General features: G+C 69.0%; 19 protein-coding genes and 1 pseudogene. 11 read left to right on the top strand and 9 right to left on the bottom strand.

Translation table 11 applies throughout. From position 1 onward, the window contains the following. Positions 1–54: 54 nt before the first annotated feature. Complete coding sequence (locus ACH4TV_RS06425) at positions 55–474, bottom strand: ATP-binding protein (RefSeq protein WP_398394761.1); 420 nt, start codon at positions 472–474, stop codon at positions 55–57. Between the two features lie 194 nt (positions 475–668). Between ACH4TV_RS06425 and ACH4TV_RS06420 the strand changes: the two genes are divergently transcribed. The 3 genes from ACH4TV_RS06420 to ACH4TV_RS06410 all read left to right on the top strand — a co-directional run bounded on the left by ACH4TV_RS06420 (position 669) and on the right by ACH4TV_RS06410 (position 2,615). Further along, a complete protein-coding gene (locus ACH4TV_RS06420) occupies positions 669–1,517 on the top strand; it encodes a helix-turn-helix domain-containing protein (RefSeq protein ID WP_398394760.1) in 849 nt (282 codons plus the stop codon). A gap of 13 nt (positions 1,518–1,530) precedes the next feature. Beyond that, a complete protein-coding gene (locus ACH4TV_RS06415; RefSeq protein WP_398394758.1) occupies positions 1,531–1,707 on the top strand; it encodes a DUF397 domain-containing protein in 177 nt (58 codons plus the stop codon). A 485-nt stretch (positions 1,708–2,192) separates the two neighbouring features. Next, positions 2,193–2,615: a GNAT family N-acetyltransferase gene (locus ACH4TV_RS06410; RefSeq protein ID WP_398394756.1), complete on the top strand. Its 423-nt coding sequence runs from the start codon at positions 2,193–2,195 to the stop codon at positions 2,613–2,615. A 20-nt stretch (positions 2,616–2,635) separates the two neighbouring features. On the opposite strand, the pseudogene ACH4TV_RS06405 reads toward ACH4TV_RS06410, so the two are convergent. Next, positions 2,636–4,041 (bottom strand): annotated as a pseudogene (locus ACH4TV_RS06405) (GTP-binding protein); the annotation flags it as partial. Positions 4,042–4,294: 253 nt separating this feature from the next. Between ACH4TV_RS06405 and ACH4TV_RS06400 the strand changes: the two are divergent. Beyond that, on the top strand, positions 4,295–4,864 hold the full coding sequence (locus tag ACH4TV_RS06400; RefSeq protein WP_398394755.1) for a phosphotransferase: 570 nt from the start codon (positions 4,295–4,297) through the stop codon (positions 4,862–4,864). Between the two features lie 172 nt (positions 4,865–5,036). On the opposite strand, the gene ACH4TV_RS06395 is transcribed toward ACH4TV_RS06400, so the two are convergent. From ACH4TV_RS06395 to ACH4TV_RS06385, 3 genes are all read right to left on the bottom strand, one after another. Then, a complete protein-coding gene (locus tag ACH4TV_RS06395) occupies positions 5,037–5,951 on the bottom strand; it encodes an aminoglycoside phosphotransferase family protein (protein WP_398394753.1) in 915 nt (304 codons plus the stop codon). An 86-nt stretch (positions 5,952–6,037) separates the two neighbouring features. Next, on the bottom strand, positions 6,038–7,015 hold the full coding sequence (locus ACH4TV_RS06390; protein WP_398394751.1) for an aminoglycoside phosphotransferase family protein: 978 nt from the start codon (positions 7,013–7,015) through the stop codon (positions 6,038–6,040). A 50-nt stretch (positions 7,016–7,065) separates the two neighbouring features. Next, positions 7,066–7,539: an HIT family protein gene (locus ACH4TV_RS06385; RefSeq protein WP_398394749.1), complete on the bottom strand. Its 474-nt coding sequence runs from the start codon at positions 7,537–7,539 to the stop codon at positions 7,066–7,068. A 159-nt stretch (positions 7,540–7,698) separates the two neighbouring features. Between ACH4TV_RS06385 and ACH4TV_RS06380 the strand changes: the two genes are divergently transcribed. The 3 genes from ACH4TV_RS06380 (at position 7,699) to ACH4TV_RS06370 (ending at position 10,183) form a co-directional block, all read left to right on the top strand. Beyond that, positions 7,699–8,223: an AAA family ATPase gene (locus tag ACH4TV_RS06380; protein WP_398394747.1), complete on the top strand. Its 525-nt coding sequence runs from the start codon at positions 7,699–7,701 to the stop codon at positions 8,221–8,223. Between the two features lie 50 nt (positions 8,224–8,273). After that, on the top strand, positions 8,274–9,020 hold the full coding sequence (locus ACH4TV_RS06375) for a class I SAM-dependent methyltransferase (protein ID WP_398394745.1): 747 nt from the start codon (positions 8,274–8,276) through the stop codon (positions 9,018–9,020). Positions 9,021–9,181: 161 nt separating this feature from the next. Beyond that, positions 9,182–10,183, top strand: a complete 1,002-nt coding sequence (locus ACH4TV_RS06370) for an NAD(P)/FAD-dependent oxidoreductase (RefSeq protein ID WP_398394743.1) — start codon at positions 9,182–9,184, stop codon at positions 10,181–10,183. A gap of 35 nt (positions 10,184–10,218) precedes the next feature. Here the strand turns inward: ACH4TV_RS06370 and ACH4TV_RS06365 are convergent, their stop codons facing one another. Further along, positions 10,219–11,391 carry a hypothetical protein gene (locus ACH4TV_RS06365; protein WP_398394742.1) on the bottom strand — a complete coding sequence of 391 codons (1,173 nt, stop codon included), beginning with the start codon at positions 11,389–11,391 and terminating at the stop codon, positions 10,219–10,221. A 173-nt stretch (positions 11,392–11,564) separates the two neighbouring features. On the opposite strand from ACH4TV_RS06365, the gene ACH4TV_RS06360 reads away from it, so the two are divergent. Further along, a complete protein-coding gene (locus ACH4TV_RS06360) occupies positions 11,565–12,185 on the top strand; it encodes a hypothetical protein (protein ID WP_398394740.1) in 621 nt (206 codons plus the stop codon). Between the two features lie 136 nt (positions 12,186–12,321). On the opposite strand, the gene ACH4TV_RS06355 is transcribed toward ACH4TV_RS06360, so the two are convergent. From ACH4TV_RS06355 to ACH4TV_RS06345, 3 genes are all read right to left on the bottom strand, one after another. Further along, the gene (locus ACH4TV_RS06355) at positions 12,322–12,948 is read right to left on the bottom strand and encodes an NADPH-dependent F420 reductase (protein WP_398394738.1); all 627 of its coding nucleotides are present in this window, start codon (positions 12,946–12,948) and stop codon (positions 12,322–12,324) included. A gap of 152 nt (positions 12,949–13,100) precedes the next feature. After that, positions 13,101–13,910: an endonuclease I family protein gene (locus ACH4TV_RS06350; protein WP_398394736.1), complete on the bottom strand. Its 810-nt coding sequence runs from the start codon at positions 13,908–13,910 to the stop codon at positions 13,101–13,103. A gap of 261 nt (positions 13,911–14,171) precedes the next feature. Continuing rightward, the gene (locus ACH4TV_RS06345; protein WP_398394734.1) at positions 14,172–16,457 is read right to left on the bottom strand and encodes an ArnT family glycosyltransferase; all 2,286 of its coding nucleotides are present in this window, start codon (positions 16,455–16,457) and stop codon (positions 14,172–14,174) included. Positions 16,458–16,663: 206 nt separating this feature from the next. Here ACH4TV_RS06345 and ACH4TV_RS06340 point away from each other — a divergent pair, with 206 nt between their 5' ends. The 3 genes from ACH4TV_RS06340 to ACH4TV_RS06330 all read left to right on the top strand — a co-directional run bounded on the left by ACH4TV_RS06340 (position 16,664) and on the right by ACH4TV_RS06330 (position 22,601). Further along, positions 16,664–17,524, top strand: a complete 861-nt coding sequence (locus ACH4TV_RS06340) for a serine hydrolase (protein WP_398394732.1) — start codon at positions 16,664–16,666, stop codon at positions 17,522–17,524. 62 nt (positions 17,525–17,586) lie between these two features. Then, the gene (locus ACH4TV_RS06335; RefSeq protein WP_398394731.1) at positions 17,587–18,636 is read left to right on the top strand and encodes an esterase-like activity of phytase family protein; all 1,050 of its coding nucleotides are present in this window, start codon (positions 17,587–17,589) and stop codon (positions 18,634–18,636) included. A 275-nt stretch (positions 18,637–18,911) separates the two neighbouring features. Beyond that, the gene (locus ACH4TV_RS06330) at positions 18,912–22,601 is read left to right on the top strand and encodes an ABC transporter ATP-binding protein (protein ID WP_398395392.1); all 3,690 of its coding nucleotides are present in this window, start codon (positions 18,912–18,914) and stop codon (positions 22,599–22,601) included. The last annotated feature ends 31 nt before the right edge of the window (positions 22,602–22,632 follow it).

Genomic DNA, 22,632 nt, shown 5'->3' with positions numbered 1-22,632 from the left:
CGTTGTTCGATGGCACAGGACCTTCGCTCAGTACCGTCGTGCGGGCGGCGCTCATCATGGCAGCGCCAGTTCCACCCACGTCGCCTTCCCGATGCCGTGCCGGCGGGGGCAGCAGCCCCAGCGTTCCGCGAGGGCCTGTACGAGGGTGAGGCCGCGGCCTCCCTCGTCCCCGGGGCTGGTCTGGCGGGGCGTGGGCCGGCAGTTGTTCGCGTCGGCGACCTCCATGCGCAGGCGTCCGTCGTACGTGGCGAGCCGGAGACCGATCTCCCGGCCGGGCGGAGTGGAGGCGTGCCGGAGGGAGTTGGTGAACAACTCCGACAGCAACAGCTCGGCCGTTTCGGTCACTTCGCCGTCGATCTTCCAGTCGGCGAGCTGGGTGCGGAGCAGTTCGCGGGCGTGCGGGGCGCTGCGCGGGGTGTGGGGGAGCTGCCAGGTGGCTTCGGTGGCAGGGGGGTTGGGGGTGGGTTCGGGCATGAGGGTCCCTTCCTTGTCAGCAAGTGCACTGAGTGCGCGCCGCATCGCTGAGGGTAATCGTGATTGTTCGTCGAGCGACTTGCAAGTGAAACGACTAAGTTCGATTGCTGCGCCCGTGGCGCTGGGTACTCTGATGGGCACGGAGAGGTGCACCGACTGGGGGCGATGTGGCTGCTGGGGAATACAGGCCGACTGTGCGTAAGAGGGTGCTCGGGTCCAATCTCCGGCGTCTGCGCGAGGAGTGTGGGCTGCTGCTGGAGGACGCGGCTGAACAGCTCAGTTGCCACGCGGCCAAGGTGAGCCGCATCGAGTCGGGGCGCAGTGGAATCCGACAGCTCGATCTCAAGGTGCTGCTTGATCTCTACGGGGTGAAGGACCCGGCGGAACGGGACGGCTGGCTGGCATTGGCGCGGGAGAGCCGCCGTCAGCGGTGGTGGAGAGTCCTTGAAGACCAACTCCCGCAGGAGTTCCTGGACTTGATCGGCCTGGAGGACGAGGTGTCCGAGTGTCGCGGCTTCCAGCCCGGCATCGTGCCCGGGCTGTTCCAGACCGAGGCGTACGCGACGGCTGTCATCCAGGGAGGCATTCCGGGGCCGTTGGACGACGCGCAGAAGACGAAGGTGCGCGTGCGCATGGAACGGCAGAAGGCGCTGACGCGGACGGATCCAAATCCCCTCAAGGTGTGGATGATTCTCGGTGAGGCCGCTCTGCGCCAACAGGTCGGAGGGCCCGGCATTCTGAGGGAACAGCTGCTGCACCTGGTCGAGTTGGCCCAGCTTCCAAACGTGACTTTGCAGGTACTACCCTTCACGGCAGGAGCCTGCCAGGGTGGGCCATATCCCTTCCTGATCTACAGCTTTCCTCCCCCGGCGGGGCTGGAAGTGGTCCTTCTGGAGAACTTCGCGAGTCACGCGTACCTGGAGACCCGGGAGGACACGGCTCGGCTGGGCGGCGCCTTCGACCACCTCCGTGCCGCAGCCCTCAGTGCGATGGAATCCGAGTCCCGGATCATGGGGATCGCCGAGGGGCTGACCGACTCATAAGGAAGAGCAGCAGATGTCGTCGCAGCGGACCACTTGGTTCAAGAGCAGCTACAGCGGCCAGAACGGCGAATGCATAGAAGTCCGTCGCCGGACGGCCGGTATCGACGTCCGAGACTCGAAGGACCAGCCTGGCCCTGTCGTCGCTGTCGGGGCCGTGGCCTGGCGTTCGTTTCTTGCCGGGGTTGAGTAGGCCCTCTGAGCTTGTAATTTGACCTGCGGGCGAGGAGTTTTGTTGGCTGGACAGCCCGGGGAGGCTCGCTCATCTTCGAACGGGGCAACGGCCCTCTGTGTGCGATCAACCTCAGCCTCCCCACATGACCATGAACTCTGCGCTGTGCTGCTCCCCTGCCGGCCGTACCCGCCACGTCTGGCGTAGCGGGCACCTCATCCGCCGCGTCACCGTGTCAGCCCACCACCCGCCGCTTCGCGCCCGGTGGTGTCCGCCGTGATCGGTATGGAGACAAGACATGGTCGACCAGCAGTCATTCCGCCCTGGCTTTGATGGATCCCTCGCGCCGTTCGTCCGCAGCAGGCTGACGACATCGTCGCTGTCGTGGCCCCCTTGCTCAGGGCATGGCAGCCGGTTTTTGAGTCGATGAGCCGCGTGCTCGGCCCCCGGCTCAACCGGATCGTCTATCCGGACTGGGCCGCGGCCAGACCCGTGCGGTTGAGGATGTGTGCCGGGATGAGGGCATCAAGGTCTGGGTTGCCGAGATCGGCACCCAGCCCGTCGGATTCGTCGCGGTGGCCTTCCACGACGATCCGCGCAGCGCCGAGATCGACATGATCGCCGTCGATCCGGACCAGCAGTGCAGGGGTGTCGGCAGCGCACTGCTCGCCTTTGCGCTGGACCGCATCAGCGCCGCCGGCATCCACCTCGCCCACCTCGGTACGGGAGGCGATCCCGGCCATGCCGCGGCCCGCGCACCTACGAGAAGGCCGGATTCACGGCGCTGCCACTCGTTCACTACTACAAGGAACTGCCTGCGGTCCGCGCCGACTGACGCTGATCGGCGGGCGCCGCACCGTGGCAGCGTCCTCGCCGAACGCGACGATGCCTCAACCATCCGATCGTCGCATCAGGTCCACAGGATTTGACACTTACTGACGAGCTGAAGTCAGTAACGCTCCACCTGCAGCGGCCGGTCCCCCGACGGCCGTGACCACCACACGCCCTCGCCGCGCGTCAGCCCCGGCAGGCACAGCTCCATGTCCCGCACGTGGCGCGCCGGGAGTTCGCCGGTGACCAGCCACGCAGTACGGGCGCCCGTCGTCTCCCCGAACTCCGTTCCGTACGCGGCGAGCCGGGCCGTCACCGGCGCGAGCGCGTCCAGGGGGAGTTCGACCTCGAAGGCGTGGTACGGCTCGTACACCCGCGTGCCCGCCCTTTCCAGGGCCAGAAGCAGGACGTACGGGGTGAGCGCGCGGAAGTCGGCCGCCGTGCTGTGCTGCGAGGAGAAGCCGGACCGGACGAGCGTGGCCCGGCAGTCGGTCACCGCCCAGCCGTGCGGGCCGGAGCGCAGCGTCGCGTGGACCGTGTCTTCGATGGCCTGGTGGAAGGCGCGGGGCAGGGCGCCGAGTTCGGTCTCGTACGCGAAGACTGTGCCTGAACCGCGGGCGCCCGGCTCGACGCGCAGGCCGATCGTGGCCATGTGGTGCGTCTGGTCGAGCCATGGCATCTCCGCGTACGCCTCTCCGGTGCCCGCCGGACGCTCCAGGAACCGCACACGGCTCGGCTCGAAGTCCGCCTCGATACCGAAGTCCTCGGCGAGCGTCGCCGCGATGACCTCCTTCTGCACCTCGCCGTACAGGAGCAGCGCGGTGGCGCCGGAGCCCGCTGGCCGGGCGTGCAGCAGCGGGTCCTGGTCGGCCAGGGAGAGCAGCGCCGACCGCAGGGGCGCCGCCTTCGCGGGGTGCCGTGCCCGCACCAGGGTCTCCAGGGTCGGCGCGGTGAACTGAGGCGCCCTTTCGGTGACCTCCCCGAGCCGGTCGCCGACGCGGATGCCGGGGACACCGCGCAGCTCGGCGATGTTCCCCGCGGTGAGGGATACCGCACCGGGCCTTCCGACCACGGTGAGTTCCAGTGCCCGCCCCGGCACCTCGATCGTGCGTCCGTCGGCCTCGCGCCGCCGGAACGTCAGTCGCTGACGGTGCGTCATCTCGCCCTCGTACAACCGGACATAGGCCCTCCGTTCGCTGCCTGGGCCGGGCCGTACGGCGAACACGGTGCCCCGGGGAACCTGCGTGGCGCCGCGCCGCGCCGCTCGGGCGTGGGCGCCGGCACGAATCGGACGATGCCCTCGACGAGTTCGGCGATGCCCTGGCCGTCCAGCGCGCAGCCGAAGAACAGCGGATACATGGAGCCGTCGGCGGTGTGCGCGGCGAGCGCGGCCCGCAGGTCGTCCTCGGTCGGGGCGGGGCCGTCCACGAGCGCGGCGAGGATCCCGGTGTCGACCTCGGCGAGCGTAGTGGCCACCTCCGGTGCGGTGAGCGGGCGCGGTACGACGCGGGCGTGCGGCGTGCCGACCACCCGAGTCCCGGTCCGGTGCCGGAATTCATGCCGTGCGCACGGTCGACGGCCAAGGCGCGTACCTCAAGGTCACTCCTGCCATGCTGGGCTCGGAGGCGATCGCGGCCGCTCTGCGAGAGCTGCGCTTCTATCAGGACCTCGCGCCACTCGCGCCGGTACGTACGCCAAGGCTCTTCGGCCACCTGGACACCGAGGACGGCGTGGCTGTGCTGCTTGAGGCGGCCGGCGAGGCTCAGGAGCCCGGCGCGTGGACGGCACGGATGGGGCGGACTTGGGCCGGGAACTGGCCGGCCTGCACAGCATGCCGTTGCCCACGGGGGTGAACTGGAGCCGACCCGATGCGCTGCGCGAGGCTCTCGCCGATCCGGACATGGAGCAGATCCATGCCTTCTGGGCTCCCACGCTCCCGCGAATCCCCGAACTCCTGGGTCGCCGCGGCGAGCTGGGGGACCAGATCGACGCTCTGCCGCCGGTCTTCATCCACGGCGACTGCCACACGGACAACCTCGTGCACTCCGCCGGCACAGTGGTCTTCTGCGACTGGCAGGCGGCCGGCATCGGCCGCCCCGCCTCCGATCTGGCCTTCCTCAGCGTCCGCTCCACGCCTGTCGGCACGACGGTGCCGCAGCTGTTGATCGACGCGTACCTGGACAGCCGGCCGTGTGAGCGCCGCACGCTGCAGCGCGCATTGCTGGCAGAGGAACTCGCGATCTTCCTGTTGCTGTGGCCGTCCTTCGCCGCGTTCAACAGTGCCCTGGGGATCGCCCGCGTACGCCGAAGGACTCTCGAGCTCGCGGAGCGTTGGCTCGACGCGTGACAGCTCGGAAAATCCCATCGACATCGTCCGGGCAGACTCTGCCTACGCGGACACACTCGTCGACTGGGCGAAGAAGCAGCTCGACACGACGATCAGCACGGGCACCGATCGCCCCGGCCGTGATGGAGGCCGCTGCCTGACCAACATCCATCTCATCGTCGGCGCATCGTCGTCACGTCGGTGATCGAAGCGAACTGTCCGCCAGGATGCGTTCCAAGGATCGGTGGCCCGTCCGGCTCATGACCGGGTTGCTTTCGACGTAGTACCAGACCAACCCCATCGCTTGAACGAAAGCCCACGCCTTGCCTCGCTCCCATTCAAGGTCGTCGCTGCCCAGGTGATCGCGGAGCACCTGCCGCGGCCCGGCCTCGAGTAAATGCCACGCGCTCACGAGATCCAGAGAAGGGTCAGCCGGCCCGAAGCCGCCAACGTCGAGAATCCCCCCAAGACGGCCGGTGGACACGAGCACGTTGCCAGGAATCAGATCGCAATGGGCCATGACGTCCTCGGCCGCACCTCGCGGCAGATCGCGCAAAGTTGCCCAGATACGGCGAAGCCGAGGGACATCCAGGAGTTGCTCACTGTGTCTGAAACAGGTCTCCATCCACGCGTCATGGGATTGCAGGTCGCCTCCTCGACCTGTGCCGGCGAACGTGCGGCCACGCGTGTCGATCGCGCGGAGGTCGCCGATGAGATCGGCCAAGTCGTGGGCAAACGCCACCGATTTGCCGGGGTCCTCATCGTCGGCCACGACCCCGGGCAGCCACGTCTGCACCGACCACGGAAGTGGGTAGCCTGCCCCGGGTTCACCGAGCGCGACCGGCTCGGGCGTGGGGAAACGCGTGCGACCTGCCAGCTCTCGGGCCGCTTCCGCTTCGGACTCCAGCCAGCGCCGCGTCGGCTCGACGTCTGCGGACTCAAGAGGGAATCGAGCCGCGAGGCGATCGCCGATGCGGAAGAGGGCGTTGACCGTCCCCTGCGCAGCGATACTCCTGACGGGCAGGCTCCGCCACTGGGGAAACTGCTGATCGACCAACGTGCGCACCGTCTCAGGCGACACCGTCAGCTGGTTGGCGTGCATCTGCATGGCGGAAGCATCCGCGTCACGACCTTCAACCGCAACCCGTTTCTTGTCGCGCAACCTTGCCTGTCGGCAGCCCGGAACCAGCCACTTCACAGCCGTCGTCGCTGTCGTAGCCAGCGCAGTGAAGCGAGCCCCAACCTGGCCATCATGGTCACCAGGTGGGGATCGGCGGCCGGCCCGGCCATGGCGGCGGCTCGGAGGAGGAATCCGGCGTGCAGCGCCAGCACTTCGTTGACCTGGGTGGGGTCGAGACCGCGGGTCAGCGGGTGGTTCTCGGCGATCGCCTGCGGATCCACGCCGCTGAGGGAAGCACTCGACATCAACGTGACCGCGTCACAGTGACGGGGACCGATCCAGGCATGCGGCCAGTCGACGATGAAGACGCGGTCCGCGGTCAGCATGATGTTGAACGGGTACAGGTCTCCATGCAGGAGAGTGGCGCCATCCAGCGAAGCGCTCTCCTCCAAGGTCGCGAGTTCGTCGAAGTGGCGGGCCGCCCACGGCGAGAGTTCGTCCACCTTGTTTCTGACTACGGCATCGCCCGCCATCGCCAGCCATCCTCCAAGGCGCGGCTTGCCCAAGATCGCCGCGTCCACGGGGGACGGTGTCAGGAACTCCGCCATTGCGGTGACTGTCGCGAGCACTCTGTCGAGTTCCTCCCGCAGCCACGGCTGAGCAGGCAGACGTCCCCGGATCTCCTCGAAGGCAAGCACCACCCAGGTGCCGTCGTCGTACGCATCGAGCAAACGTGGTGCCGGTACCTCTCGGGGAAGCCGCTCGGACACCGCGATCTCTCGGCGATGGAAGTCCGCCACCGCCGGCGCCCTCAGCGCGCTCGTCGCCTTGATGAACACACCTCTGCCGCTCGCCAAACGCACTCGTGCGGCCAAGCCCCCGGAAAACCCGCCCGGTTGGCTGATCGCCTCAGTCACCGGGCTGCCGAGCAACCGCTCGATCCCTGCGGTCACCTCGCGTGGCATCGCCGCCCAGGCCATCCTCCGGCTGCCTGTGGCCTCGGGCATGCCCGGGCCCGCCGCTGTGAGGCCGTTTTCGGGATCGTGCTTCATCGTGGGTCTTCCCGTCTTCGGCGGATGGTGGTGGTTGTGCGAGAGGCGCGTTACGGCTGCTCCAAGACGCCCGGCGGCCCGACTCCACTCGCCGCCTCCAGGGCGGTGATTCCGCTGCGGACCGCCGCTGCCGTCTCGTCCAGCAGATGACGTTCGCGCACCCGCCAGTCCGCCTCGATGCGGAACGGATCCCCTTCGAAGCGGGGGAAGACATGCAGGTGGACGTGAAAGACCTCCTGGAAGGCAGCCTCGCCGTCGGCCAGGAAGAGATTGACCCCCTCGCACCGCAGGCCCGACATCCGCAGCGCGCGTCCGAGGCGGTGCGCCACCGTCCAGACCCGCACGCCGATGTCCTCCCGCAAATCTTCCAGCCCCTCGGCATGTGCCTTCGGGATGACGAGCAGGTGCCCCGGGGTCACGGGTTGGAGGTCCATGAACGCGAGGACACATTCGTCCTCGAAGACGATGCTGGCCTCTGCCTGACCTCGCGCGATCGCGCAGAAGACACATCCGTGGTCCGGCAATCTGCCCCCTCGGTTCGAGAACGTCTCGTTCCCCTTACGAGAGCACGCGTGACCAGCCCGCGCCGGTCATTTTTCCCGGCGCCTCTCACGAAGCCCGAATTCTGGCCCTGGGTATTTCCGGTCGACGTGACAGTCCGGACTCTGCCAGGCTGCCCAGCCATGACTGCTTACGAACTGTTGCTCATCGGTGGTGGGGCGGGCGTCGGCAAGACGACCGTCGCGTGGGAGGTATCTGCGGCATTGCAGGGGAGGGGAACGGCGCACTGTCTGATCGAGGGCGACTACATGGACCAGATCCACCCAGCCCCACAGGACGACCCTCACCGCGCAGCCATCACCGAACGGAACACCGCGGCAGTCTGGTCGAACTACGCCGCTCTGGGCCAGCGTCGCCTCGTCTACTCGAACACGGTGAGCATCCTGGAAGCGCCGATGATCAACCGGGCCATGGGCGGCGGCGAGGTCCGAGCCAGGTGCGTCCTGCTCACGGCAGGGGAGACGACCGTGCGGGAACGCCTCGCCCAACGCGAAATCGGCTCGCAGCTCACCGCCCACATCGAGCGTAGCCTGCGGAACGCACGGGAACTGGACGAGAAGGCTCCGGCGGGCACCGTCCGTATCCCGACCGACGGCCGGTCGGTCGAGGACATCGCCGTGGACGTGATCAAGGCGGCTGCTTGGTAGGGGCCGATAACCACTGGACATCGCTCGGGCCGACGGCGAAGGCTGGCGGTATGCAGCAGGAATTTCTCTGGGACGTCGATGCCGCCCAGCACTATGACACGCCCGGGACGGGCATGTTCGCGCCCGAGATCCTGGGGCCGACCGTGGATCGCCTCGCCGAGCTCGCAGGCGACGGAGCAGCGCTCGAGTTCGCTGTCGGCACCGGCCGGGTGGCTGTTCCGCTGGCTGAGCGAGGAGTACCGGTCACCGGCATCGAGTTGTCGCGGCCGATGGTCGATCAACTGCGCACCAAGGCAGACGAAGCGACGATTCCCGTGGTCATCGGTGACATGGCGACCTCCGTGGCACCCGGGAAGTACACGCTGGTCTACCTCGTCTACAACACCATTTCCAACCTCCTCACCCAGGCTGAGCAGGTCGAGTGCTTCCGCAACGCCGCCCGCCACCTCACACCCGGCGGCCGGTTCGTCATCGAACTCTGGGTGCCCGAGCTGCGCAAGCTTCCACCGGGGCAGACAGCGGTCGTCTGGGGCTCTGAGCCCGGTTACATCGGTCTGGACACCTACGACGTTCTGACCCAGCACGTCGTATCGCACCACTTCCGCTTCGACGACACCAAGCAGGCTCAGCTGTCCCGCGGCCCGCACCGCTACATCTGGCCGGCCGAACTCGACCTCATGGCGCAACTGGCCGGATTCGAGCTGGAGACCAGGCATGCGGACTGGGCCGGCGCCGAGTTCACTGCCGAGTCGCGTTCGCACGTCTCCGTCTACCGATACCGACTGGTGGCTGCGTAGATGAGAACGGGGTTCTGGCACGTCTGCAGCACGTGTGTGACTGGCTGTCCTGCGTCTGAACTCGTCTACGGGCAGCCTTCGATCAGCGGGCGTCGGCCCACCAGGCCGCGCGGGCGGGCGCTGAGGTCGTGGACGTGTTGAGCCCATCAGTGAACAGGGACTTGGTCGTCGTCGGCGTCGGCATTGTCGGCGCATCGGTGGCCTATCACGCCGCTCGGGCGGGCGCCGACGTGACGTTGGTCGACGCCGGGCGGCCAGGCGCCGGTGTGACGGCGGACTCGTTCGCCTGGATCGGATCGTCCGGCGTGCTCAAAATTCCGGCCGCCGGGCTGCGGGCCACCGCGACGGCGGAGTACCACCGACTCGGGGCCGAGTTGCCCGGACTCCCGGTGACCTGGTCCGGCTCGTTGAGCTGGAACAGGCAGGACAGTGCGCCGGATGCCGGGCCCGGGCAGACGATCGTGGACGCGGCCACCGTGGCGACGCTCGAACCCAACCTTCGGCAACCTCCGGAGTGGGCTGTCTGGGCGCCGGGGGACGGCGCCGTTGACTCGGTGGGCGTGACCCAGCGGTTGGTCGCGGGCGCTCGTGCCCATGGAGCCCGGGTACATCTGGACACGCCGGTTACCGCGGTCCGCCGGGATGCAGCGGGCCGGATTGCCGGGGTTGAGACGACAGCAGGCCCCCTCTCCGGTGCGACGGTGGTGCTGGCGGCCGGAGTTGCCACGGCCGCGCTGGGCGCATCGCTCGGCGTGCGCGTCCCGGTCGAACCGTCGCCGTCGCCGCTGTTCGGGCTCAGCGCCCCGGCCGGTCTGGTCCGCACCGTGGTCAACACCGAGGACTTCGATCTTCGGCAGGTCGCCCCGGACCGGCTGATCGCTGCCGCGGACTCGCCCGAAAGGACCCTTGCCGCCGTCCGGTCCACCTTCCATGGCGCCGGGAGCGTAGAGCTGCTCAGCACCCGACTCGGAGTGCGTCCGATGCCGGCCGACGGTGAGCCGATCGTCGGCCCGGTCGCCGAGGTCCCCGGCCTCTACTTGGCAGTGATGCACTCGGCGGTCACGCTCGCCGCGGCCGTGGGCCGCCTGGTCGCGCGGGAGTTGGTCGACGGAACCGTTGAGTCGGCTCTGTCAGGTTGCCGCCCCGATCGCTTCTCATGGTGAGGCTGAGGAAGCCGGTGGCTATTCGCTTCGAGTGCTCATTCGCCTTGCTCCTGCATGTTGTTGATGGCCGCTTGAAGTCGTAGCCAGGTCGGATCCGTTGCCGCTGCGGTGGTCACCGTTGCCAGATCGTCTGACTCCCAGGTGCGGGCTCCGTCGGTTACGACGAGGTGTGTCTCCAGGTCGTCGCCGTCGTCAGGAACTTCGGAGGTGGCGTCCAGGAACGCTGTGACCGCGGCCCTCGACGTGTCGCCCTCCGTGTCGTGGGTCTGTGCGGAACCAGCGTGTACGGACAGGAGCACAAGATCTCCGTCGCCGCCGGCGATGACGAGCTGGCCTGTTGCCGTGGCGGCAAGCCCGGACACCGGGGAGCCGGTCAGTACGTCGTGTTCGACCGCGTGCTGCGGTTCGAGGGCGACTTCGATGAGTGTCCCGGTGGGAGTTCCGACCCAGAGAACGTTGGGTTGGGCTCCGAACGCGATGTTGTGTCGCGACCAGGCGCGCATTTGGTCACTCCACTCCTGCGAGCTCGGGTAGCCCGGGTTGGGTTCGCCGAGAGTCGTCGCCAGAACTCGGTGGAGCGAAGGGAACTCGAATACCTCCAGTGAGTTCTCGTACGCGTTGCCTCGGATCGCAAGGTGGCGTCCGTCCGCGCTGAAGACCGGCGTCTGGTAGCCGTCGGCATCCAGGATCAGTGCCCGGCGAAGCAGTCGCATCGAGGTAGCCGCGTTCTCGTGGTCGACCCGCGCGAAGAGCCCGATCGTCGCGCCCTGGTTGCTGGCGAGGGTGGCCACCAACCCGCCACCGGGATGCTCAGCGATTCCGGTGTCCCAGCCGGGGCCGCTACTGACGGTTCCTGAGGCGAGGTCGACGACGTCAGAGCTTTCCCACGCGTTTTCTCCGCCGCCTGACGACGGCGATGCCCACAAGGACTGACCGTCCGGACTGAATGCCACGTTCAGGTAGGAAGCAGTGGGAGGGGGACCTTCCAGTTCGCACGACCCGGCAGGAGTCCACTGCATCACTCCGCCCTCGCCGGCCACCACGAGCAGCGGCCGGTCCGGATGCCAGGTCACAGAGGGCGTCCGCTCCATCCGGTCCCATCCGAAAGCATCGCCGTAGATCTCCGACTCGGCGCCCACAGAACCCAGTTCGTGCAGCTGCCCCGCCTCGGAGCTCCAGAGGTGGACCGCCGGACGTTCCGAGTCCAAGCCGGCAACCAGGGGAAGCCGCGGATGGCATACCAACTTCTCAACAGCACGCCCACTGCTGACTCGTACACGTGCCACAGCCTCAACAACAGTCACTCGAACACCGTAATTGCGAGACGGCGCTCGCCGCTAACTCAGGTGCCGCCGCAGCCGACTTGGCGTAGCGTGCGCCGGTGATCAGTGAAGAGGGAACGCGCCTGGGTGCGGATGCCGCACGTCGTCTGGCGCAGACAGGTCTGTACGAGTTCGAGCCGGGACTGACGGACGCCGAGTTCGCACACATCGAGCGCGAGTACGGCTTCGAGTTCGCGGACGATCACCGGGCGTTCCTGGCAGCCGGCCTTCCTGTCAATGTTCCGCCCGAGGAGGGGCAGACCTGGTCCAGGCCTTGGCCCGAGTGGCGCAGCGAGGATCCGGTCCAGCTGCGCGAGCGGCTCAACTGGCCGGTGGAGGGAGTCCTCGTGAGCGTCGAGCACAACAGGTTCTGGTACCAGGCCTGGGGTGAGCGGCCGGCCGATGACGCGGTCGCCCTGGCTACCGCACGGCTCCACCTTGCGGATGTGCCGGTGCTCGTACCGGTGTACGCCCACCGCTACCTTCCCGCCGGGCGGGGAAACTCCGGGCATCCGGTGCTCTCGATGTGGCAGACCGACGTCATCTACTACGGCGTGGACCTGGTCGACTACATGCACCAGGAGTTCGACGAGGCACGCGGTGACGTCGACGAGAGCTGGGACCCGAGAGCGACGGTCCCCTTCTGGCGGGACCTCCTCTTCCCGGGGGGTCCTCGATAGCGTGGATGGCAACGGGCGCTCTGCGGGCATGCCGGCCCCGGCAGGAGCCGGCACTGCTGCCGCCGTGGCCGTCACACTGGTGACAGGACCGGAGCCCCCGGGTGCGCACCGAGAAGCCCCGTCGGTGGATGCCCTGCTAGGCAGCGGGGCGGGCGACCACCTTGATGTTGAACGTGTGGGAACCCAGACCGCCCGCGATGCCCATGAAAAGCAGGGCGAAGTGCTCCTGGCCGCGTGCGGTGGTGATGCCGCCGATGTCCAGCTGGGACGAAGCGGGCCAGCCGAGGTCGGTGAGCAGTCGGCCGGTGGTCCGTTTGGCTTCGGTGTCGTTGCCGGAGAGGAAGACGGTGCTCGGGCCGTCCAGGGCGTCCGGGGCGGTCATCGCGGTGGAGTCCATGGTGCACAGCGTCTTGACGACGGGGGTCAGGGGGAAGGCTTCCTGGATCTGTTCACCCAGGCTGCTGTTGGGATGCGAGAGCTCGGTGAAGTCGTCGGAGAGGCCGACCCCGACATCGATCAGCAGGGTGCCGGCCAGCGCCGGAGCCCCGATGGAGTGCAGTAGTTCCACGGAGACAGTCCCCGGGGTGGCGTTGACGAGCACCTCCGCGTGGGCGGCTGCCTCGTCGAGGCTCCCCACGGGGAGACCGAGGTCCGTCCGTTCCTTGGGCTGACGTGAACCGAGGAGCACGTCGTGCCCTGCGGCGCTCCAGCCGTGGGCCAGTGCTCGGGCGACGTTGCCGGTGCCAAGTAGTCCTAATCGCATGGTGGGACGCTAACTGCTGCCGGAGCGTAGGGGATCGGACCTCGGGCCCGGGTGGACCGGCACCAAAGACCTAGTTCCAGCAGCGGACGCACTGAACGCCCCGTGGGTCACGGGGCGTTCAGGATCAGGCGGTGTGTCCGTTGCCGGATCGGCTACCAGATCGCCTCGACCCACTCCGGGTGGTCGATGAACGGGTTGCGGTTCTTCTGGTAGGTGTCGTAGATCGCCTGGTTGCGCTTCTCCTCGAAGGCGCTGGGCGGGTCCGCCTCGTTCCACGCCTTGAGAACGGAGAGCTTGCCCATGTACGGGTTGCTGCCGTTGCCCACCAGCTCGTTGGGCTCCAGGTTGGCCCAGCCGTCGTCGCCCTCGTAGCGCACGGTCATGTAGAGGATCATGCGGGCCACGTCGCCCCGGTCCGCGGCGCGCGGCGCGAAGGAGTTGGAGTCGTAGGTGCTGCCGCCGCCGTTGGTGACGGTGCTGCCGCCGTTGTCGAAGTCCAGGTTGCCCCGGGTGCTGTTGATCACGACGTCGCAGGGACGCAGGTGGTGCAGGTCCGTGCCGGGGCCGATCGCCTCGCCGAAGTCGCCGTGGGACTTGGCCCAGGTGTGCTCGCGGTTCCAGTCGCCGACGTCGCCGCCGTTGAGGGTCTTGCTGCGCGAGGCACCGCTGTAGAGCAGGATCACGTTGTTGCTGTTGTTCGGGTCCTGGTCGGTGACCTTGAGGGCTTCCCAGACCGCGGAGTACGAGATCTTCGTCTGGCTGCTGATGATCGTGTGCAGTGAGGACTTGAGGCTCGTGCCGGTCTTGCCGATCGCGTTCTTGTAGTACGTGGCGTCGTACGCGGTCGTCGTGGCGCCGGCCGGGGTCGCGGTCATCGTGGGGATGGCGAGGGCTGCCAGGACGGTCGACGTGGCCAGCGCCACGGCCTTCCAACGGCGGGTGCGTATCTGCGTCGCGGGCATCGGGGGTGTCCGTTCTACGCGTGTCGATTGGGCGGGACAATCGGGAGCGTGACATGGACATGCGTTTCAGGCAATGAACTGCACGTGTCCGTTGGATGACTTAAACCGGCAACTCGGCTGATTTCGGCGTGATTTGACGCGCGTAGAGCCAAGGGGAGGCCATGGGGTGCTCTGGAAGATGTGTTGATCTGGAAAAGGGAGCGGCCCCTGACCGGATGTCCGGGTCAAGGGCCGCTGCTCGGTGAGGTCCGTCGGTTCGTCTCAGCTGACGTCCGACGTGTCCAGACGGTAGATCGACGAGGTGGATGAGGCCGACGAGGTCGACGATGGCGTCGAGGACGTCGGGTTGGAGGACTCCGACGAGCCGCTGCCGCTGTACTCGCTCTCCTTCACCGCCGTACCGTGCTCCTGCACCCAGGCCGTCACCTCCGAGCTGAGGTCGGCGCCGTCGGTACCGCCCCTGCCACCCATGCCGCCGCCGAGCTGGACGTAGTGCAACTCGCCCTTCTTCACCAGCTCCTTGAGCTTGGCCAGGGTCATCGCCTTGTCGGTGCCGGTCCAGCCCCACATGGAGATCACCGGCTCACCGCTGCTCACGATCAGCTGCGCCGCACCCTGCGAATTGGACACCGCCAGCAGCCACTTGGCGCCGTCCTGGTGCTTCTTCAGGTACGTGATCAGCTCGCTGTCGGCGCCGCCGCCCATACCGCCCCCGCCGCCCGTACCTCCACCGCCGCTGCCCATGCCGCCGGGCTGCCCGCCCTGCTGCTGAGCGCCGGCCTCGCCGGTCTCACCGCCGGTGCCGTTCGTGCCGCTCGGGGGCGTACCCGTACCGCCAGCCTGCTGACCGCCGCCGGGTGCCCCGCTGGGCATGGCGCCACTGGGCGGCGTACCCATCTGACCGCCCTGCTGAGCACCCTGCCCGCCGCCCTGCTGCTGGGCCTGGCCGCCGCCGGGGAAACCGCCACCCGTACGGCCACCGCCACCCCCGCCGCCACCGGGTCCGCCCATGCCGCTGCCCGTCGAGGGGCCGGCCGTCGGGTTCGTGCCGCCCATGCCGCCGGCCGTCGCGGAGGTCTCCGCGAAGGAGTACGCGGCCGGGCCGGCCACCGCCGCGACGATCGCCGCCACCACGGAAGCCGCCAGCAGCTGTACCCGCCGTCCGCTGCGGAAGACCAGCAGACCCGTGATCGCCAGCGCCATCACCACGGCGATCGTCGGCCACAGCCAGCCGTTCCAGTCAGTGGTCCGCCGAAGGAGCACGATCGACCAGATGCCGGTGATGCCCAGGGCCAGCGGAAGCACCCACACCCACCGCCTGTCGGTGCGGAACGCGCGCAGCAGCAGCACTCCGCCGCCACCGCACAGCGCCGCGATGCCGGGCGCGAGGGCGGTCGTGTAGTACGGGTGCATCGTGCCCTCGGCCATGGCGAAGGTGAGGTAGTGGAGCAGCGTCCAGCCGCCCCACATGAGCAGCGCGGCGCGGGTCGTGTCCGTACGCGGGGCCCGGCCGATCAGCACCAGGCCGCCTACGAACGCGATGCTCGCGAAGGGGATCAGCCAGGAGATCTGGCCGCCGAGGATTTCGTTGAACATCCGGCCGATGCCCGCGGTCCCGGAGAAGCCGCCGCCTCCGCCACCGCCGCCCCCGCCGTTGCCCTCGCCGCCGAAGACGCGGCCGAGGCCGTTGTAGCCCATGATCAGGTTCCAGGCGCTGCCGTCCGTCGAGCCGCCGATGTACGGGCGTTCGTCGGCCGGGACCAGGGAGACCGCCGTCGCCCACCAGAAGCTGGCGACCGCGAGCGCGACGCCCGCCAGGAGCAGGTTCACGATCCGCTTCACGAGGCCCAGGTTGGCCGCGTACAGGTAGACCGCGAAGACGGCGGGCAGGGCGATGTAGCCCTGGAGCATCTTCGTGTTGAAGGCGAGTCCGAAGCACACCGCCGAGCCGAGCAGCGGCAGCAGCCTGCCGTCGCGGGTGGCGCGCAGGGCGAGGGCCGCACCGGCCACCATCAGGAAGACCAGCAGCGTGTCGGGGTTGTTGTCGCGGTTGATGGCCACGGTGATCGGGGTGAGCGCGAGGACGAGTGCGGCCACGGTGGCCGCCGCGTGCCCGAACACCCGCTTCACGGACGAGTGCAGGATCCAGATGGTGCCGAGCGCGGACGCGATCAGCGGCGCCATCATCTGCCAGGTGCCGTAGCCGAACACGCGGCAGGACAGGCCCATGACCATGAGGACGAAGGGCGGCTTGTCGACGGTGAGGAAGTTCCCCGCGTCGAGCGAGCCGAAGAACCACGCCTTCCAGCTCTGCGTGCCGCTCAGCACGGCCGCGCTGTAGAAGCTGTTGAGGCCGGAGGAAGAGAGGTTCCAGGAGTACAGGACCCCGGCCAGCAGCATGATCGCGAGCAGCGCGGGCAACGACCAGCGCGGCGCCTTCTCGGGGGTGCCGGTGGTGGTGGGGGCCGGTGGAGCCTCGGGGGCCGCCGCATCGGCGGCGACGGGGCTCTCCGGGGCGTGGGGGGTGGGATCGGTGGCAGATGTCACCGTCGAATCCTCGGAACGGGGGGTGGGTGCGCGCTGTGGCGTGGCTGGGGGCCAGCTGTGAATCAGGGCAACAGTGCGTTACGCGCGGTGCATGCGTTACCCAAAGGAAATCGAGCACGCGTACAACCATTCGTACGTGCATGTGAGTCAAAGAAGACCAGCGTGCCAGGGGCCGCTGACGTCTTTCACGGGGATGGGGAAACTCCATGACTCACCACATAGCCAGATCCGCGCGTATGCGTGTACTCGGCGGCGCCGCCCTCTGTGCCGCCACCGCGCTGTCGCTCCTGGCCACCGCCACACCCGCCAACGCGGCCGTCGCGGCGGTCAGTTGTACGTCCGCCAAGCCCGCCCTCGCCACCAAGCTGAAGCGGGACATCACCACCGCGCTCGCCGGGCGACGGGGCTCCATCAGTGTCGGCGTATTCGACCGCGCCACCAAGACGACGTGTGTGTACCGGGCGCAGACCGCCTACGACTCCGCCAGCGTCGTCAAGGTGACCGTCCTGGCGACCCTCCTCTGGGACGCCCAGAAGCACGGCCGCGCTCTGACCGCCACCGAGAAGAGCCTCGCCACGGCCATGATCACCAAGTCGGACAACGCCGCCACCACGACCCTGTGGAGGCAGTTGGGGCTGACGAAGATCAAGGGCTTCCTCACCGCCGCCACCATGACGCAGACCAAGCCCGGCGCGAACGGCTATTGGGGGCTGACCCAGATCACCGCCCGCGACGAGCAGAAGCTCCTCGCGCTCACCACCATCACCAACGCGGTCCTCACCGACAACTCCCGTGCGTACATACTGAAGTTGATGAGCCAGGTCGTCGCGTCCCAGCGCTGGGGTACGCCGAAGGGCGTGCCCGCGGGTGTCTCCGTGCACGTCAAGAACGGCTGGCTGTCACGCGCCACGCACGGCTGGCGGGTGCACAGCGTCGGCTCGTTCAAGGGCGGCGGCCACGACTACATGATCACGGTGCTCACGCACGGCAACAGCACCATGAACTACGGCATCGCGACCATCGAGGGCATCGCCAAGGTCGTCCACCGGGATCTCGCCGCGAGCTGATCGCAGGCCGACTTCACCCCCGCGCCTCCCGGCCGTCACCGACCCGTCCTACGGTGACGGCCATGCGCCTGCGACGACACCTGCGACCTCTGCGAACCGTCCTCACCACCGTCACCGCCGGTCTGGCGGCAGCCACCTGCCTCACCGCCGCCGGACCGGCAAACGCCAACCCCCTTACCGGCAACGCCTGTTCGCCCGCCGTCTCCATCGACCGTTTCTCCGACGCCCTCGACAAGACGACGTACGACGGCACCTTCGTCGGCAACCTCTCCGCGCTCGCCGTCGACCGGAACGGCGACCTCGCCGCCCTCTCCGACCGCTCGTCCCTCTTCACCCTCGACCGGAGAACGCTGAGCCCGACGAGCGTCGTCCCCCTCGCCGACGAGACCGGCGCCGCGCTCGACTCCGAGGGGCTGGTCGTCGACCGGGACGGCACCCGGCTCGTCTCCTCCGAGACGGAACCCTCCGTACGCCGCTACTCCCGCGACGGCCGCATCCTCGACCGCCTCCCGGTGCCGGACGCGCTCAAGGTGACCCCGGCCGGCCGTGCCACCGCCAACCAGACCTTCGAGGGGCTGACCCTGCTCCCCGGGGGCCGTACGCTCCTCGCCGCCATGGAGTACGCGATAGCCGGGGACAGCACGGGCACCGTCCGTTTCCAGACCTGGGAGCGACACGGGAAGCGGTTCGCACTCGGCGCCCAGTACGCCTACCGCACCGACACCGGCCTGGGCGTCCCGGAGGTCGCCGCGACCCCGGACGGCCGTCTCCTCGTCCTGGAACGCGGCTTCACCGCCGGCGTCGGCAACACCGTCCGCCTCTACCTCGCCGACCCGCGCCACGCCACGGACACGAGCGGCGTCGAGAACCTCACCGGCCAGGGCGACGGCGTACGACTGGTCCGCAAGACCCTCCTCGCCGACATCGCCGCCTGCCCGACCCTCGGCGCGACCGCCAAGCAGCCCCAGCCCAACCCCCTCCTCGACAACATCGAGGGGATGGTGATCACCGGCCACGCCCACGGGGCCCTGCGCGTCCTCCTGGTCAGCGACGACAACCAGAACGCCGTACAGACGACCCGCTTCTACTTCCTGCGGGTACGGACGGCATAGCCGGGGTTTGGGGGAGGGGCTGAGCTGAACTTCACCACCGTGGCCTTCGCCGACCGCTGGACGTGAGCGCGCCGCCCCCGGAGGCGGGCTGCGGCCCCGCCGCCCCTTCCGCAGTGTTGCGGAGGGATGAAATCCGCTTCTGTCCGTGTTGGTGCTTACCGGCGGAGTGCGGATCTACGAAAGGCGCCGGAGTGGCAGAGCAACGGGGGCGGAAGCCGGGACAGGCGCCGGAACAGGAACCGGAGCCGGTACTCGAGCAGGGCTGGGCCCGGCGGCTGGTCGGATACGCCTGGCGGTATCCGAAGGACGTCGTGCTGTCGCTCGGCGCGTCCCTCGGCGGCATGGCCCTCATGGCGCTGGTCCCGCTGATCACCAAGGTGATCATCGACGACGTGATCGGCGACAAGAGCCGCTCCATGGCCCCCTGGGCGGGCGCGCTCGTCGTCTCCGCCGTCTTCGTCTACGTCTTCACCTACATCCGCCGCTACTACGGAGGCCGGCTCGCCCTCGACGTCCAGCACGACCTGCGGACGGAGATGTTCGAGACGATCACCCGCCTCGACGGGCGCCGCCAGGACGAGCTGTCGACCGGGCAGATCGTCGGCCGGGCCACCAGCGACCTCCAGCTGATCCAGAGCCTCTTCTACATGCTCCCGATGACCCTCGGGAACGTGCTGCTCTTCCTGATCTCCCTCGCGATCATGGCCTGGCTGTCGATCCCGCTGACCCTGGTCGCCCTCGCCGTCGCCCCCGCCCTCTGGATCATCGCCAAGCGCAGCCGTACGAAGCTCCACCCGGCCACCTGGTACGCGCAGGCCCAGGCCGCCGCCGTCGCCGGTGTCGTGGACGGCGCCGTGACCGGCGTACGCGTCGTGAAGGGGTTCGGGCAGGAGGACCAGGAGACCGGGAAGCTCCGGGAGGTCGGGCGGCGGCTCTTCGCGGGGCGGCTGCGGACCATCCGGTTCAACTCCGTCTACACCCCCGCGCTCCAGGCCGTGCCGGTGCTCGGGCAGGTCGCCATGCTCGCCGTGGGCGGCTGGCTGGCCGTGGGCGGGAACATCACGCTCGGTACGTTCGTCGCCTTCTCCACCTATCTCGCCCAGCTCGTCGGACCGGTGCGCATGCTCGCCATGGTGCTGACCGTCGGGCAGCAGGCGCGGGCCGGTACCGAACGTGTCCTTGAGCTCATCGACACCCGCCCGTCCATGTCCGACGGGCACAAGGACCTGCCCGCCGACGCCCCGGCCACCGTCGAGTTCGACGACGTGTCGTTCGGGTACGACCCCGAACGCCCCGTCCTCGACGGGCTCACCTTCGAGATCCGGCCCGGCGAGACCCTCGCCGTCGTCGGGTCGTCAGGCTCCGGCAAGTCGACCGTGTCCCTCCTCCTCCCGCGCTTCTACGACGTGACACGCGGCGCGGTCCTCATCGGCGGGCACGACGTCCGCGAGCTGACCCTCGACTCGCTCCGGGCCGCGATAGGCCTCGTCCCCGAGGACTCGTTCCTCTTCTCCGACACCGTCCGCAACAACATCGCGTACGGCCGTCCGGACGCCACCGAGGAACAGATCCTCACCGCCGCGCGCGCCGCCCAGGCGGACCGTTTCATCGCCGAGCTGCCCCACGGCTACGACACCAAGGTCGGCGAGCACGGCCTCACCCTCTCCGGCGGCCAGCGCCAGCGCGTCGCCCTCGCGCGGGCCATCCTGACCGACCCCCGGCTCCTCGTCCTCGACGACGCCACCTCCGCCGTGGACGCACGCGTCGAGCACGAGATCCACGAGGCGCTCAAGCACGTCATGGAGGGCCGCACCACCCTCCTCATCGCCCACCGCCGCTCCACCCTCGGCCTCGCCGACCGCATCGCCGTCCTCGACGACGGCCGCCTCGCCGACCTCGGCACCCACGACGAACTCCAGGCCCGTTCCGCCCTGTACCGGCGGCTGCTGACCGACCCCGACGAGCTGGGCGGGGTCTCGCCCGGCCGCGTCCTGCCCTCCGCCCCGCCCGAGGACACCTCCGTACGGGACGAACTGGACGCCGAGTTCGACGCCGAACGCGGGGTCACCCCCAGGCTGTGGAACGGCGACCGCGAACCCAAGGACACCGCGTTCGCCGGGATGCCCGCCACGCCCGAACTCCTCGCCCAGGTCGAGGCGTTGCCCCCGGCCGCCGACACCCCGGCCATCGACGAGGCGCGTGCCGTCACGCCCGAGGAGTCGTACGGGCTGAAGCGGCTGCTGCGCGGCTTCGGGAAGCCGCTGCTGGTGAGCCTCGGGCTCGTCGCCGTGGACGCCGGGATGGGGCTGCTCCTGCCGATCCTGATCCGGCACGGCATCGACTCGGGTGTCTCCCAACTCGCCCTGGGTGCCGTGTGGGCGGCCTCCGCGCTCGCCCTGGTGTCCGTCGTCGTCCAGTGGGCGACACAGATCGGCGAGATGCGGATGACCGGCCGGACCGGCGAACGCGTGCTCTACGCACTCCGGTTGAAGATCTTCGCCCAGTTGCAGCGCCTCGGACTCGACTACTACGAACGGGAGTTGACCGGGCGGATCATGACGAGGATGACGACCGACGTCGACGCCCTCTCCACGTTCCTGCAGACCGGACTGGTCACCGCGTTCGTCGCCGTCGTCACCTTCTTCGGCATCATGGTCGCCCTCGTCGTGATCGACGTAGAGCTCGCGCTCGTCGTGTTCGTCACCATCCCGGTGCTGGTCGTCGGGACGTTCTACTTCCGCCGGGCGAGTGTGAAGGCGTACGAACTCGCCCGTGAGCGTGTGTCCGCGGTCAACGCCGACCTCCAGGAGTCGGTGTCCGGGCTGCGGATCGTGCAGGCCTTCCGGGGCGAGCGGACGGGCACCGAGCGGTTCGCGGAGGGCAGCGACAGCTACCGCCAGGCACGCGTGCGGGGGCAGTGGCTGATCTCCGTGTACTTCCCGTTCGTGCAGCTGCTGGCCTCGGTCGCCGCCGCCGCGGTCCTGATCGTGGGGGCGGGGCGGATCGACAACGGGACGCTGACGACCGGTGCGCTGGTCGCCTACCTCCTCTACATCGACCTGTTCTTCGCGCCCGTGCAGCAGCTCTCGCAGGTCTTCGACGGGTACCAGCAGGCGACGGTCTCGCTGGGCCGGATCCAGGAACTCCTCCAGGAGCGGACCTCGACCGAGGCCGCCGAGGAGCCGCTGGACGTGCTGTCCCTGCGCGGTGACATCGCCTTCGAGGGCGTGGACTTCGCCTATGGGGATGACGAAGAGGCCCTGACCGGCGTCCAGTTGACGATTCCGGCCGGGCAGACCGTCGCCTTCGTCGGCGAGACCGGCGCCGGCAAGTCGACGCTCGTGAAGCTGGTCGCCCGCTTCTACGACCCGACCGGCGGGCGGGTCACCGTCGACGGCACCGATCTGCGCGCCCTCGACATCACCTCGTACCGCCATCGCCTCGGGGTCGTGCCGCAGGAGGCGTACCTGTTCCAGGGGACCGTGCGGGACGCCATCGCGTACGGGCGGCCGGACGCGACCGACGCCCAGGTGGAGGCGGCGGCTCGGGCGGTCGGGGCGCACGACATGATCGCCACGCTGGAGGGCGGCTACCTCCACGAGGTCGCCGAGCGCGGACGCAACCTCTCCGCCGGGCAACGCCAGCTGATCGCGCTGGCCCGCGCCGAGCTGGTCGACCCGGACATCCTGCTCCTCGACGAGGCGACGGCGGCACTGGACCTGGCCACCGAGGCCCAGGTCAACCTGGCGACAGACCGCATCGCGGGCCGCCGTACGACGCTGGTCGTCGCCCACCGGCTCACCACGGCTGCCCGCGCCGACCGGGTGGTGCTCATGGACCACGGGCGCGTCGCCGAGGACGGCACCCACGAGGAACTGCTGGCCCTGGACGGGCGGTACGCCGAGCTGTGGCGGACCTTCGTGGGCGCGCCGGAGCCGGAGGAGCCGGTCACCTCGTCCCGCTGACGGGACCGGCGCAACCGTTCGACACCTCTCC

Source organism: Streptomyces sp. NPDC020898, assembly GCF_044333925.1.
Classification (GTDB): Bacteria; Actinomycetota; Actinomycetes; order Streptomycetales; family Streptomycetaceae; genus Streptomyces.
The sequence above is the reverse complement of the archived record's forward strand: the minus strand, read 5'-3'. Positions and strand labels throughout refer to the sequence as shown.

What these genes read in the sequence shown, in the direction of transcription:
- ACH4TV_RS06425 (WP_398394761.1), bottom strand. Translation starts at nt 474, where the DNA reads ATGCCCGAACCCACCCCCAACCCCCCTGCCACCGAAGCCACCTGGCAG.
- ACH4TV_RS06415 (WP_398394758.1), top strand. Translation starts at nt 1,531, where the DNA reads ATGTCGTCGCAGCGGACCACTTGGTTCAAGAGCAGCTACAGCGGCCAG.
- ACH4TV_RS06395 (WP_398394753.1), bottom strand. Translation starts at nt 5,951, where the DNA reads ATGCAGATGCACGCCAACCAGCTGACGGTGTCGCCTGAGACGGTGCGC.
- ACH4TV_RS06390 (WP_398394751.1), bottom strand. Translation starts at nt 7,015, where the DNA reads ATGAAGCACGATCCCGAAAACGGCCTCACAGCGGCGGGCCCGGGCATG.
- ACH4TV_RS06380 (WP_398394747.1), top strand. Translation starts at nt 7,699, where the DNA reads ATGACTGCTTACGAACTGTTGCTCATCGGTGGTGGGGCGGGCGTCGGC.
- ACH4TV_RS06375 (WP_398394745.1), top strand. Translation starts at nt 8,274, where the DNA reads ATGCAGCAGGAATTTCTCTGGGACGTCGATGCCGCCCAGCACTATGAC.
- ACH4TV_RS06355 (WP_398394738.1), bottom strand. Translation starts at nt 12,948, where the DNA reads ATGCGATTAGGACTACTTGGCACCGGCAACGTCGCCCGAGCACTGGCC.
- ACH4TV_RS06350 (WP_398394736.1), bottom strand. Translation starts at nt 13,910, where the DNA reads ATGCCCGCGACGCAGATACGCACCCGCCGTTGGAAGGCCGTGGCGCTG.
- ACH4TV_RS06340 (WP_398394732.1), top strand. Translation starts at nt 16,664, where the DNA reads ATGACTCACCACATAGCCAGATCCGCGCGTATGCGTGTACTCGGCGGC.
- ACH4TV_RS06335 (WP_398394731.1), top strand. Translation starts at nt 17,587, where the DNA reads ATGCGCCTGCGACGACACCTGCGACCTCTGCGAACCGTCCTCACCACC.